Here is a 13,090-nt window from a genome sequence, read left to right on the forward strand (position 1 = left end):
GGTGCTGGGAGAGTCGATGTCGGACCTGCGAACGGCCCGTGACCGGGCGCTGCGGCTGTACGACGCCACCGCCGCGCGGACGAGCGCGGGTGTACTGGCCGCCTACTCCACGTCGTTCGGCCTGGGCACGCGCCTGCTCGGGCGGCGGGCGCAGGAGGACATCCGCGCGGTGTACGCCCTGGTGCGGCTGGCCGACGAGGTGGTCGACACCTACCGCGGCGACGACGCGGGCGCCGAGCTGGACGAGCTCGAGGAGCAGACCGCTCGCGCGCTGCGGACGGGCTACTCGACGAACCTGGTGGTGCACGCGTTCGCCCGCACCGCTCGGCGCGTGGGGATCAGCGCCGCGGAGACCGTGCCGTTCTTCGCGTCCATGCGGTCGGACCTGACCGTGCGCGAGCACGACCGGCCCAGCTACGAGGCCTACGTGTACGGCTCCGCCGAGGTGGTGGGCCTGATGTGCGTGCGGGCGTTCCTCAACGAGGACCGGCAGCCCGGGGAGCCGGTACGGGAGCCCGACCAGGAGCAGGTGGCGGGTGCGCGGGCGCTCGGTGCGGCGTTCCAGAAGATCAACTTCCTGCGCGACCTCGGTGCCGACACCGAGGAGCTCGGCCGCACCTACTTCCCGGGCACGACCCCGGGACACCTGGACGACGCGCAGCTGAGCGCGATCCTGCGGGAGATCACCGACGACGTGGAGACGGCACGGGCGGCCGTGCCGAGCCTGCCGCGGCGCGCGCGGTACGCGGTGGGCGCCACCCTCGCGCTGTACCAGCGGCTGCTCGACGAGATCGCGTCGCGGCCGCCGGAGGACCTCCTGGTGGGCCGGGTGCGGCTGCCCACGCCCGTGAAGCTGCTGGTCGTCGGCGAGTCCGTGCTGGCGGAGGCGCGGGCGGGCCGGGCCGTCGACGCATGACCGCCGGACGCGTCGTCGTCATCGGTGGGGGCATCGCCGGGTTGACCACCGCTGCCCTCCTGGCCCGCGGGGGCGCCCTGGTGACCCTGCTGGAACGGCACGACCAGCTGGGCGGGCGGGCCGGGACGCTGTCGGTCGACGGGTTCCGGTTCGACACCGGGCCGTCCTGGTACTTCATGCCCGAGGTGTTCGAGCACGCGTTCGCGCTGCTGGGTGAGCGGATCGAGGACCACGTCGAGCTCGAGCGGCTGGATCCCGCGTACCGACTGTTCCCCGAGCCGGCCGACGGCGGGGTGTCGGAGCCGTTCGACGTGGTCGGTGACGCCGAGACCAACTGGGCGACGTTCGAGGCGCGCGAGCCGGGGGCGGGGGACGCGATCCGCAGGTACACGGAGGCCTCCACGCAGGCGTACCGGACGGCCCTCGACTCGTTCCTCTACACGACCTTCGCGCGGCCGGACCGGCTGCTGTCCCTGGACGTCGCCAAGCAGTCGGGGACCCTGGCGGGCCTGCTGACGGGCACGCTCGCCGACAAGGTGGCCGCGACGGTGACGGACCCGGTGCTCCGGCAGGTGCTCGGCTACCACGCGGTGTTCCTCGGGTCCTCGCCGTACCGGGTGCCCGCGCTGTACTCGCTGATGAGCCACCTGGACCTCGTCGACGGCGTACGTTTCCCTCGCGGCGGGATGTACACGGTCATCGAGGCGCTTGAGCGGATCGCCCGCAAGGAGGGCGTGGACGTGCGCACGGGGACCGACGTGGCGTCGATCGAGGTCGACGACGCCCGCCCGTCTCTGCGGCATCCGCGCAGGTCAGGAGAGGCCCGCGGAGTGCGGCTGGCCGACGGGAGCTTCGTCCGCGCCGACGTGGTCGTGTCCGCGGCCGACCGTCACCACACGGAGACCGCGCTGCTGGGGCGGCACCGCGAGCTGCCCGGCGCGTGGTGGGAGGACCGGGGTCCGGGGATCTCCGCGCTGCTGATCATGGCCGGGGTGCGCGGGGAGCTCCCCGAGCTGGCGCACCACTCGCTGTTCTTCACGCGCGACTGGCCCGGCAACTTCGAGGACATCCTCGGAGCGGGTCGCTCGACCCCGCCGGACGGCCTGCGGGTGCCCGAGGCGGCGTCGATGTACGTGTCGCGGACGTCCGCGAGCGACCCGACGGCCGCGCCCCCAGGGCACGAGAACCTGTTCGTGCTCGTCCCGTTCCCCGCGGACCCGTCGCTGGGAGCGGGGGACCGGGACGCCGTCGAGCGGCACGCCGACCGGTACCTCGACCAGGTCGGGACCTGGGCAGGGATCCCCGGGCTGCGCGACCGCGTGGTGACCCGCCGGGTGGTCGCCCCCGCCGACTTCGCCCGCGACTTCTCCGCCTGGCGCGGCTCCGCCCTCGGGATGGAGCACACCCTGCGGCAGAGCGCGATGTTCCGGCCGGGCGACGCGTCGGCGCGCGTCCCGAACGTGCTGCACGTCGGAGGTGGCACGATCCCCGGTGTGGGACTGCCGATGTGCCTGATCAGCGCCGAGCTCGTGGTCAAGCGGATGCTCGGGGAGACGTCGTCGCGACCCCTGCCCGCCCCGCTGCGACCCGGGTTCCTGGCCTCGTCCCGGCCCCGCGGGGTGTGGAGCGAGTCGGTCGGATGAGTTTCCTGTACCTCGGCGCCCTGCTGCTCTCGCTGGGCGGCCTCGCCCTGCTGGACCGGCGGTTCCGCCTCGCGTTCTGGTTCGACCCGCGCCGGGCCGCGCTGACCGTCGGGATCGGCGTGGTCGCCTTCCTGCTCTGGGACGGGATCGGGCTCCTGCTCGGGATCTTCGCGCGCGGGGACTCCCCGCACATGACGGGCCTGCTGCTGGCACCCGAGCTGCCGGTCGAGGAGGCGTTCTTCCTGGCGCTCCTGTGCTACACCGCGCTGCTGGCGTGGCGGTGGTTCGACCAGAGCGCCGTGCAGCGCGAGGCGGGGCGCCGGGCCCTCGACGGCGCCGCCGACGACGAAGAGCCGCGATGACGAACATCGTGCTCAACGTGATCGTGCTCGCCGTGCTCGGGGCCCTCTCCTGGCGCGTGCTGCGGGGGATGCGCGGGATGCCGCTGGTGTGGACCGTCCTGCACCTGTGCGTGCTGACCGCCGTCTTCGACACGATCATGATCGACGTCGGCCTCTACGTGTTCGACCCCGACAAGATCCTCGGCCTCTACATCTGGGGCGCACCCCTGGAGGACTTCGCGTACGCGATCGCCGCCGCCATCGGCATGCCGGTGCTCTGGGTGGCGCTGGGTCGGCGCACGACCCGTCAGGACCGCGCGTGAGAGAGGTCCTCGCCGCGTCCCGGCCGTTCTCCTGGATCAACACCGCGTACCCGTTCGCGGCGGGCTACCTGCTGGCCACCGGTGGGCGCCTCGACGCGACGTTCGTCGTCGGCACCCTGTTCTTCCTCGGTCCGTACAACCTGCTGATGTACGGGATCAACGACGTGTTCGACTACGCCTCCGACCTGCGCAACCCGCGCAAGGGCGGGATCGAGGGCGGCCTCGTGGAGCCCGCCCGCGCGCGGGAGGTGCACCGCCGGATCCTGTGGGCGTGCCTGGTCACGACGGTGCCGTTCGTCGTCTACCTCCTGCTGGTCGGCGACCTCGCCGCCAACCTCACCCTGGCGCTCGTCCTGTTCCTCGTCGTGGCGTACTCCGCGCCGGTGCTCCGGTTCAAGGAGCGCCCGGTGCTGGACTCGCTGACGTCGGCGATGCACTTCGTCGGCCCGCTGCTGTACGCGCTGGTGCTGGTCGGCGCCGACCTGAGCGCCTCGACGACGTGGCCCGTGCTGGTCGCCTTCGTGCTCTGGGGGATGGCGTCGCACGCGTTCGGGGCCGTGCAGGACGTGCGGGCGGACCGCGAGGGCGGGATCGCGTCCGTCGCGACCGCGCTCGGCGCGCACCCGACGGTCGTCGCGTCGACCGTGCTCTACGTGCTGGCGGCCGCGGTGCTGCTCGTCGTGCCGTGGCCCGGGACGCTCGCCGCCCTGCTGCCGATCCCGTACGCGATCAGCGCCGCGCAGTTCTGGTCGGTGCGCGACGAGGACTGCGAGCGCGCGAACGTCGGCTGGCGCCGGTTCCTCTGGCTGAACCTGGTGACCGGCTTCCTGGTGACGATGCTGCTGATCGTGATCGCCCGGAGCTAGCCGGGCTCCGGGGTCCTGCGCACCTGCGTCACGATCCCGATCCCCGTCAGGGTCCACAGGAGCCCGAGCAGGACCGGGACGGCGACGCGGACGGCACCGAGCGCGAGCGTCGGCGAGGGGTCGCCTGCCGACCCGGTCGACCAGGCGAACCAGCCCGCCTGGCTCGCTCCGGAGAACCACCACCGCGTGAGCAGGAGTGCCGGGACGACGTGCAGGAGGGCGATCCGCGAAGGGGACACCCTCGCGAGCGCCACGCCCGCCGACAGGACGACGACGGCGGTGAGGCCGACGGCCCAGCCGAGGTCGGGGGACAGCCCGACGGGCCCGACGAGCAGGACCTGCATCGCGAAGCCGATCCCTACCGCCAGCACCGCCGCCACCTGGGCCAGGACGTATGCGAGCCGGTCGGTGCGGGTGCGGGTCGGCTCTGTCACGGAAACACGCTACCGACGCCGGGCATCGTGGCTACAGTCCGGGAATGACGGACGCGAGCACGATCGACTGGACCGTGTTCGTGCTGGTCGTGGGGCTGCGGCTGGTGGTGCCGCTGTTCATCCCGCGGTTCCCGCTGCCGGCGATCCTCGCCGCGCTGGTGATCGACGGCGTCGACAAGTCGATCTTCACGGCGTTCACCGGGCTGCCGCTCGACAACTACCAGTCGTACGACAAGGCCCTCGACATCTACTACCTGACGATCGCCTACCTGTCGGTGCTGCGGAACTGGCGCAACCCGTTCGCGGTCGGGGTTGCGGCATTCCTCTGGTACTACCGGTTGGTCGGGGTGCTCCTGTTCGAGCTGACCGACCTGCGCTGGCTGCTCATGGTGTTCCCGAACACGTTCGAGTACTTCGTGATCGCGATCGAGGTGGTCCGGACGCGGTGGGACGCCGCGCGCCTCAGCAAGGCCGCGTTCCTCTGGACGGCGGGCCTCATCTGGGTGGTGGTCAAGCTGCCGCAGGAGTGGTGGATCCACGTCGCGCAGCTGGACTTCACCGACGAGTTCGGGAAGCTGGTGGACGCGTACCCGTGGGTCTGGGGGCTGCTCGCGGTGCTCGCGGTCGTGCTGGTCGTGGTCGGCCGCCGCGTGGTCCGGCGCCTGCCGCCCGCGGACTGGCCGTTCACGGTGGACGCGGACGTCGTGGCCGCGCGGGTGGGCTGGGTGCCGCGGGGTCCGGTCGGGGTCGCGCCGAGGGGCATCGGTCACCTCGCCGAGAAGGTCGCGCTGGCGGGGCTGGTCACCGCCGTCCTGTTCGAGTCGTACCCGCTGACGGAGGGGCGGCTGTCCGTGGTGGTGCTCGTGGTGGCCGGGACGGTGCTGGTCCACGCGGCGCTGGCCCTGTGGCGCGGGCGGGCGTCGCTCGGCGTCGAGGTGGTTGTCAACACCCTCATCAGCGTCGTCACCATGCTGGTCTTCGCGGCGTTCGCGACCGGGCAACGCGGGCAGGTGGCGGTCGGCGACGTGCTGCTCTTCGCCTACGTGGTCGCCCTGGTCGTCACCCTGTACGACCGGTACTCGGCCCGCCGCGAGGCGTGCGTCTGACGCGCGCGGCGATCCCGATCGCGGCGAGCGTCCACGTGAGGACCACCAGCAGGACCAGGGCCGCCGCGACCGCGAACCAGGGCGACGTGAACGCGTGCGGGGGATCCTGCCCCGCCGAGCCGAACATCGCGACGGTGTAGCTGCCGCCACCCTCCGTGCGCCACCACACCCAGCTCAGCGCCACGGCCGGCACCGCGAAGAGCGCCACGACGCGCCGGCCGCGCCACAGCGTCAGGCCGGCGAGCAGCACGACGAGGACCAGTGCCGCGAGCCGCACCACAGCGACCCCGTGGGGAGCGGCCGCCGCAACCATGAAGACTCCGTCGGAGGTGGTCACGTGGTCCGGCGGGGCCCACAGCGGGATCGTCGCGAGGGCAGCCAGCACCGCGAGCACGCGCACCAGGCGCGAGCGAACCTGCTGGTCAGCGGTGGGCATCCCGCCACGCTAGGAGCGGACCGGTCCACCTGGGGGTGAACCGGTCCGGGGTTCACCCGTGCGCGCGCAGGTTCCTCCACGTCTCGCGGCGAGCGGCCTGCTCGACCGGGTCCGGCACCGGCAGCGACGCCAGCAGGCGCTGCGTGTACGGGTGCTTCGGTGCACCGAGCACCTCGTCGCCCGTGCCCTCCTCGACCAGCACGCCGCGGTGCAGGACCGCGATGCGGTGGGCCAGCAGGTCCACGACGGCCAGGTCGTGGCTGATGAACAGGCACGCGAAGCCCAGCTCGGCCTGCAGGCGGGCGAACAGGTCGAGCACCCGGGCCTGCACCGAGACGTCCAGGGCGCTGGTCGGCTCGTCGGCGATGAGCAGCTCCGGGCCCAGGATGAGCGCCCGGGCCAGGCTGGCGCGCTGCCGCTGCCCGCCCGACAGCTCGTGCGGGAACCGGTCGCCGAACGCCTTGGGCAGCTGGACGGCCTCCATCAGCTCGTCGACCCGCGGACGGGCCTCCTCGGGGTTCGGCGCCAGACCGTGCACGACCATCGGCTCGGCGACGCACTGGGCGATCGTGAGCAGCGGGTTGAAGCTGGTCGCCGGGTCCTGGAAGACGAACCCGATGCGCTTGCGGACCGGGCGGAAGACCTTCTCCTTGACGTCGAGCATCTCGACGCCGTGGACCTTCAGGGAGCCGCCGCTGATGGGGGTCAGCCCGGCGATGGCCCGGCCGATCGTCGTCTTGCCGCTGCCCGACTCGCCGACCAGGCCCAGCACCTCGCCGGGCCGGATGACGAGGTTGACGCCGTCGACGGCCGTGAACGAGGGCTGCCGCAGCCGGCCGGGGTAGACGATCCGCAGGTCGGACGCCTCGACGACCGGGGTGGCCGACTCGTCGACCACCATCGCCTCGAGCTCGTCGGCGACACGGACGCGGTCCCGGAGGCGCCGCCCGCCCACTCGCGGCACGGCGTCGAGCAGCCGCTGCGTGTAGGGGTGCTGCGGCGACGCGAACAGGGTGTGGACGTCGGCCTGCTCGACGATCTCGCCGTTGTACATCACCGCGACGCGGTCGGCGAGGTCCGCGACGACCCCCATGTTGTGCGTGATCAGGACGATCGCGGAGCCGAACTCCTGGGGGAGCCGGCGCAGCAGCTCGAGGATCTCGGCCTGCACGGTGACGTCCAGGGCCGTGGTCGGCTCGTCGGCGATGATCAGGCCCGGGTCGAGGACGAGCGCCTGGGCGATGACGATGCGCTGCTTCTGCCCGCCCGAGAACTGGTGCGGGTAGTGGTCGACGCGGTGCTCCGGGTCGGGGATGCCGACCAGGCGGAGCACCTCGATCGCGCGTGTCCGGGCGTCCTTGTCGGACAGGCGGCCGTGGGCCCTCAGCCCCTCCGCGATCTGCCAGCCCACCGGGAACACCGGGTTCAGGGCGGTGGACGGCTCCTGGAAGACCATCGCGGCATCCCGCCCGCGCACGTCGCGCAGGTCGTTGCCGCCCAGGGTGACGATGTCGTGCGTGGCCGACCCGTCCTTGCGCGTGAGCAGGACGGTGCCGCTGCTCAGGGCGGTCTCCGGCAGCAGGCCGAGGATCGAGCGGGCGGTGACGGTCTTGCCGGAGCCGGACTCGCCGACGATCGCGAGCACCTCCCCGGCGGCGACCTGGAGGGTCACGCCCTCGACGGCCCGGACGGTGCCGGCGTCGGTGGCGAACGAGACGTGCAGGTCGGTGATGTCGACGACGTTGGTCATCAGCGGTCACTCCTCTCGTCGAACGGCCCGTCGAACAGGTCAGTGGGCCCTTCCAGGTCGTCGATGCTCTCGACGCCCGGGACGCGGTCGGTGGCGACGCCGCCGGGGACGGCGGTGACCGGGCTCAGCGGCGCGGCGGCCTTGGCGGCCCGGCGCCGGCGCAGACGCGGGTCCGCGAGGTCGTTGAGCGACTCCCCGACGAGCGTCAGCCCGAGCACGGTGAGCACGATCGCGACGCCCGGGGGCACCGCGGTCCACCAGATGCCGCTGGTCACGTCGGACAGCGACTTCGACAGGTCGTAGCCCCAGTCGGCGGCGGCCGTCGGCTCGATGCCGAAGCCGAGGAATCCGAGGCCCGCCAGGGTGAGCACCGCCTCGGAGCAGTTCAGGGTGAGGATCAGCGGGAGGGTCCGCGTGGAGTTGCGCAGGACGTGGCGGCCCATGATCCGCAGGTGCCCCGAGCCGATCACGCGGGCGGACTCGACGAACGCCTCCGCCTTGACACGCACCACCTCGGCACGGACCACGCGGAAGTACTGGGGGATCATCACCACGCTCAGCGAGATGGCCGCGGCCATCACCCCGCCCCACATCGACGACTGGCCGCCGCTGATGACGATGGCGACGACGATGGCGAGCAGCAGCGACGGGAAGGCGAAGAGCGCGTCGGCGATGACGACGAGCACGCGGTCCACCCAGCCGCCGAAGTAGCCCGACACCAGGCCGAGCGCGACGCCCGCGAAGATCGAGAGCACGACGGCGACGACGATCACGAGGAACGCGGGACGGGCGCCCCAGATCGTGCGGGACAGCACGTCGTAGCCGCCGACCGTGGTGCCCAGCAGGTTCTCCGCCGAGGGCGGCTGCTGCGAGCCGAAGTTCACGTCCCCCGAGCTCAGCTGCGCGTACCCGTAGGGGGCGAGCAGCGGGGCGAACGCCGCGGTGATGACGAAGATGAGCATCAGGACGATGCCGATGACCAGCATGGTGCGCTGCAGGCCGACGCTCGTGCGGACGTGGCGCACCACCGGCAGGCGCTTCCACAGCGCCACGTGCTCCGGCGCGGCAGGTTCCGCGTGGACGACGTCGGGGCCGTCGAGGGGGGTCAGTGCAGTCATGTCAGTACCTGATCCTCGGGTCGACGAGCGCGGCGATGACGTCGACGATGAAGTTCGTCAGCGCCACCACCACGGCGAGCAGGACGACGATGCCCTGCACGGCGACGAAGTCGCGGGCCAGCAGGTACTGGACCAGCTGGAAGCCGAGGCCCTTCCACTCGAAGGTCTTCTCGGTCAGGACGGCGCCGGACAGCAGCAGCGCGACCTGGAGGCCGATCACGGTGATGATCGGGACGAGCGCGGGGCGCCACGCGTGCTGGCGCAGCAGCCGGCGCTCGTTGACGCCGCGCGAGCGGGCCGCCTCGACGTACCCCGTCGACAGCGTGCCGATGACGTTGGTGCGGACCAGGCGCAGGAAGATGCCGCCGGTCAGGAGCCCGAGCGCGAGCGCGGGCAGGATCGCGTGCTCGAGCACGTCGAGGACCACGGACGGGTCTCCGGTGCTGATCGCGTCGATGAGGAAGATGCCGGTGTCGGACCCGTTGCGCTGGATCTCGATCTGCGCGTCGGTGGACGCGCGCCCCGCGACCGGGAGCCAGCCCAGCCAGACGGAGAAGATGAGCTTGAGCAGGATGCCGGCGAAGAACACGGGCGTCGCGTAGGCCAGGATCCCGGAGATGCGCAGCGATGCGTCGACGCCCTTGTCGCGGCGGGCGGCGGCGATGCGGCCCAGCGGGATGCCGACCAGGAGCGCGACGAGCAGCGCGTAGAACGCGAGCTCCAGAGTCGCGGTCCCGTACGTCAGGACGACCTCGGTGACCGGGCGGTTGTCGGAGATCGTGGTGCCGAAGTCCCCGCGGAAGACGTTGCCCAGGTACTCGACGTACTGCACGAGGATCGGCCGGTCGTAGCCGGCCTCGTGGATCCGCTCCTGCAGCTGGTCGTGCGTCAGCCGCCCGCCCAGCGAGGCGGTGATCGGGTCGCCGGTCGCGCGCATGAGGACGAAGACGGTGGTGACCAGGATGAAGATCGTCGGGAAGATCAGCAGGAACCGCACCAGCAGGTAGCTGCCGAGGTGTCCCCCCGATCGCCTGCTCTTCGCGGCCGGGGTCGCCGGCGTGGTGGGCCCCGGGGGCGCGACGCCGACGGGCGCTCCGGTGGTGGTGGAGGTCATGGGTTCCTGCCTTGTCGAAGACGTGCCGTACGGACGTGCCGGACGGCCCCGCCCCCCGAGTGTGGCGGGGGACGGGACCGTCGGCCTGCTGAAGGATCAGCCGTTCGCGAGCGCGCCGTAGCGGAACTTGAACGAGGCGTCGAGGGTGTCCTCGGTGCCCGTCACGTCCTTGCCGACGACGGCCACCTGAGCACCCTGGAGGTACGGGACGGTGGACAGGTCCGCTGCCACCTTGTCCTGGATCTCCTCGATGAGCGCGGTGCGGGCGTCGGCGTCCGTCGTCGTCGCCTGCTCCAGGATGAGGTCGTTGACCTCGGGGTTGTCGTAGTGGTTCGACAGGAAGTTCTCCTTGAGGAAGAACGGCGTCAGGTAGTTGTCGGCGTCCGAGTAGTCCGGGAACCAGCCGAGCTGGTACGACGGGTAGACGTCGGCGGTGCGGTCCTTGGAGTACTGCACCCACTCGGTGGTCTGCAGGTCGACCGCGAACAGGCCGTCCTTCTCCAGCTGGTCCTTGATCAGCGCGTACTCGTCGGCCGACGACGGACCGTAGTGGTCGTTCGAGTACTGGAGGCTGAGCGCGACCGGGACGGTGACGCCGGCTGCCTCGAGCGTGGCCTTGGCCTTGTCGGCGTCGGGGCCGCCGTTGCCGTCGCCGTACAGGCTCTTCAGCGACTCGGTGGCACCGGTCAGGCCGTCCGGCACGTAGGAGTACAGGGGCGTGTAGGTGCCCTTGTAGACCTGCTCCGACAGCGGCGCGCGGTCGATCAGGTCGGCGACCGCCTGGCGGACCGCGAGGGCCTTCGCCGGGTCGGCGCCGTCGGCCTTGGTGCCGTACGGCTGCGTGTCGAAGTTGAACGTGATGTAGCGGATCTCACCGCCGGGACCGTCGACGACCTTGACGGCGTCGTTCGTCGCCAGGTCCGCGATGTCCGTGGCCGAGAGGCTGCGGAACGCCACGTCGATGTTGCCCTCCTGGATGTCCAGCTTGAGGTTCGACGAGTCGGCGTAGTACTTGACGTTGACCTCGGCGGTCTCGGCCGGGGGCAGGACACCCGCGTAGTCCGCGTAGGCCTCGTACGAGATGAGCTCGTTGAACGCGTAGCTCGTGATCGTGTACTGGCCGGCGAACGCGTTGCCGTCGACGATCTCGTTGTCCGGCGTCAGCGCGTCGGCGGAGAAGACCTCGTCGTCGACGATCGGGCCGGCCGGGCTGGACAGGATCTGCGGGAAGATCTGGTCGTTCTCCGACTTCAGGTGGAAGACCACCGTGGTGTCGTCGACCGCGTCCACGCTGTCCAGGTTGTAGAGCAGCGAGGACGGACCGTTCTCGTCGGCGATCGCGAGCTGGCGGTCGAACGAGAACTTCACGTCCGCGGACGTCAGGTCGTTGCCGTTGGCCCACTTCAGGTCCGGCTTGAGCGTGACGGTGTACTCGGTCGGCGCCGTGAACTCCGCGGACTCCGCGATGTCCGGCTCGACGTCCGGGCTGCCGTACGGGGTGTTCATGAGGAACGGGAACACCTGGTTCATGACAGCGAACGAGCCGTTGTCGTACGAGCCGGCCGGGTCGAGGGTCGTGACCTTGTCGGTGGTGCCGATGGTCAGGGCGCCTCCGGCGGAGGTGCCGCCGTCGCCGCCCTCGTCGTCGTTGCCGCCCGAGCAGGCGGTCAGGACGAGAGCGGTCGCTGCGAGACCGGCGGTCGCCGCGAGGACGCGGCGACGGTGTGGTGCGAGGGAGGACATGCGCTACCTCTTCTGTCAGGGCCGCGGGCGCGCGTCAACACGGACCCGTCGGCTGTTTCTCAGTGGGCTATGGGTAGCACACAGATGTGTCAGGCATCACGAGGGTCTTACCGGTAAGTAACATCCACATCTCGGGATGGTCACGATCGGTCGGAGATTTCCCGGGGGACGCCGTCGTCGTCGGTCGACGGCACGCGCACCGCATGGCCCAGGAGCTGGCCCGGCACGCCGAGCAGGATGCCGGCGGTGAACCCGAGCTCCAGTCCGCCATGGTGTGGCGAGCTCCCGTTCGTCGTCGGCTACGTTGGCGGGTGGTCTGGTCAGGGGGCCGGAACAGCGCACACGAGGAGATGACATGACCGGCACGCCACCGTCCGGGCGGCAGTACCGCATCATGGCCGGCGACCACGAGGCGGTCGTCACGCAGGTGGGGGGCGGGCTGCGCGAGTGCACCCTCGGCGGGCGGCCCGTGCTGGACGGCTTCGCGGAGTCCGAGCGTGCGCCCGACGGCCGGGGACAGGTGCTCGCGCCGTTCCCGAACCGGATCGCGGACGGCCGGTACACCTTCGGCGGCCGCACGTGCCAGGTCGCGATGGACGAGCCGGAGCGCGGCAACGCCATCCACGGAATGGTCCGCTGGCTGGACTGGGCCGAGGTGTCCTTCACCGAGAGCGACGTCGTGCTCGCGTGCGTGCTGCGCCCGCAGCCCGGGTACGCCTGGGAGCTGACCCTGCAGGTCGGGTACCACCTCTCCGCCGACGGGCTGACGGTCGCGTCGTCGGCGACGAACACGGGCATCGAGCCCGCCCCGTTCGGCATGGGGTTCCACCCGTACCTCGGCCTCGGGGCCCCCGTCGAGGGCCTGGACCTGCTGGTGCCCGCCGGCACCCACTCCCCGGTGCCGGCCGACCGCGACGAACGACCCGTGCCGGTCGACGTGACCGGCGGACCGCTCGACTTCCGCTCCTCGCGTGCCGTGGGGTCCACGGTGCTCGACACCGTGTTCGGCGACCTCGCCCGGGGTGCCGACGGGCGCGCCGTCGTCCACCTGACCGACCCGGCGAGCACCCAGGGCGTGCGGCTGTGGGTCGACGAGGCCTTCCCGTACCTCATGGTCTACTCGGCCGACGGAGTCCTTCCGGCCGAGCGGCAACGGCAGTCCCTGGCCGTCGAGCCGATGACCTGCCCACCCCATGCGTTCCGGTCCGGCGCGGACCTGATCACGCTCGTCCCCGGGGAGACCTGGACCGGGACGTGGGGGCTGGCGGCAGGGTGACGTGCGACGGGGGCGGCCGGTGAG

The 13,090-nt window shown here is 71.7% G+C and carries 13 protein-coding genes; 7 read left to right on the top strand and 6 right to left on the bottom strand.

Annotated elements, in window-relative coordinates; translation table 11 throughout:
* Positions 1–16: 16 nt before the first annotated feature.
* The 5 genes from ASD16_RS00115 to ASD16_RS00135 are packed head-to-tail and all read left to right on the top strand — an operon-like array spanning position 17 to position 4,089.
* Positions 17–916: a squalene/phytoene synthase family protein gene (locus ASD16_RS00115; RefSeq protein WP_055915481.1), complete on the top strand. Its 900-nt coding sequence runs from the start codon at positions 17–19 to the stop codon at positions 914–916.
* Positions 913–2,559 (top strand): phytoene desaturase family protein, encoded by a 1,647-nt coding sequence (gene crtI, locus ASD16_RS00120; protein ID WP_055911521.1) that lies wholly within the window; start codon positions 913–915, stop codon positions 2,557–2,559. The genes ASD16_RS00115 and crtI overlap by 4 nt, the downstream gene beginning before the upstream one ends.
* Complete coding sequence (locus ASD16_RS00125) at positions 2,556–2,921, top strand: lycopene cyclase domain-containing protein (protein ID WP_055911523.1); 366 nt, start codon at positions 2,556–2,558, stop codon at positions 2,919–2,921. The genes crtI and ASD16_RS00125 overlap by 4 nt, the downstream gene beginning before the upstream one ends.
* A complete protein-coding gene (locus ASD16_RS00130) occupies positions 2,918–3,223 on the top strand; it encodes a lycopene cyclase domain-containing protein (RefSeq protein WP_055911526.1) in 306 nt (101 codons plus the stop codon). The genes ASD16_RS00125 and ASD16_RS00130 overlap by 4 nt, the downstream gene beginning before the upstream one ends.
* Positions 3,220–4,089, top strand: a complete 870-nt coding sequence (locus tag ASD16_RS00135) for a prenyltransferase (protein ID WP_055911528.1) — start codon at positions 3,220–3,222, stop codon at positions 4,087–4,089. The genes ASD16_RS00130 and ASD16_RS00135 overlap by 4 nt, the downstream gene beginning before the upstream one ends.
* On the opposite strand, the gene ASD16_RS00140 is transcribed toward ASD16_RS00135, so the two are convergent.
* Entirely contained in the window at positions 4,086–4,523 is a 438-nt protein-coding gene (locus tag ASD16_RS00140; RefSeq protein WP_055911531.1) for a hypothetical protein, read from the bottom strand. The two genes, ASD16_RS00135 and ASD16_RS00140, sit on opposite strands and share 4 nt — an antisense overlap.
* Before the next feature lie 44 nt (positions 4,524–4,567).
* Here ASD16_RS00140 and ASD16_RS00145 point away from each other — a divergent pair, with 44 nt between their 5' ends.
* Positions 4,568–5,629, top strand: coding sequence for a hypothetical protein (locus tag ASD16_RS00145; protein WP_055911534.1), 1,062 nt, complete (start codon positions 4,568–4,570; stop codon positions 5,627–5,629).
* On the opposite strand, the gene ASD16_RS00150 is transcribed toward ASD16_RS00145, so the two are convergent.
* The 5 genes from ASD16_RS00150 to ASD16_RS00170 form a co-directional block, all read right to left on the bottom strand.
* Complete coding sequence (locus ASD16_RS00150) at positions 5,583–6,065, bottom strand: hypothetical protein (RefSeq protein WP_055911538.1); 483 nt, start codon at positions 6,063–6,065, stop codon at positions 5,583–5,585. The genes ASD16_RS00145 and ASD16_RS00150 overlap by 47 nt on opposite strands.
* Before the next feature lie 52 nt (positions 6,066–6,117).
* Positions 6,118–7,815: an ABC transporter ATP-binding protein gene (locus ASD16_RS00155; RefSeq protein WP_055911540.1), complete on the bottom strand. Its 1,698-nt coding sequence runs from the start codon at positions 7,813–7,815 to the stop codon at positions 6,118–6,120.
* Positions 7,815–8,933, bottom strand: a complete 1,119-nt coding sequence (locus ASD16_RS00160) for an ABC transporter permease (RefSeq protein ID WP_082570513.1) — start codon at positions 8,931–8,933, stop codon at positions 7,815–7,817. The genes ASD16_RS00155 and ASD16_RS00160 overlap by 1 nt, the downstream gene beginning before the upstream one ends.
* A gap of 1 nt (position 8,934) precedes the next feature.
* Positions 8,935–10,047: an ABC transporter permease gene (locus ASD16_RS00165; protein WP_055911543.1), complete on the bottom strand. Its 1,113-nt coding sequence runs from the start codon at positions 10,045–10,047 to the stop codon at positions 8,935–8,937.
* Between the two features lie 96 nt (positions 10,048–10,143).
* Positions 10,144–11,790 carry an ABC transporter substrate-binding protein gene (locus tag ASD16_RS00170; RefSeq protein ID WP_055911546.1) on the bottom strand — a complete coding sequence of 549 codons (1,647 nt, stop codon included), beginning with the start codon at positions 11,788–11,790 and terminating at the stop codon, positions 10,144–10,146.
* A 355-nt stretch (positions 11,791–12,145) separates the two neighbouring features.
* On the opposite strand from ASD16_RS00170, the gene ASD16_RS00175 reads away from it, so the two are divergent.
* Positions 12,146–13,066, top strand: a complete 921-nt coding sequence (locus ASD16_RS00175) for an aldose 1-epimerase family protein (protein ID WP_055911548.1) — start codon at positions 12,146–12,148, stop codon at positions 13,064–13,066.
* Positions 13,067–13,090: the final 24 nt, after the last annotated feature.

This window comes from Cellulomonas sp. Root485 (assembly GCF_001426705.1).
Lineage (GTDB): Bacteria > Actinomycetota > Actinomycetes > Actinomycetales > Cellulomonadaceae > Cellulomonas.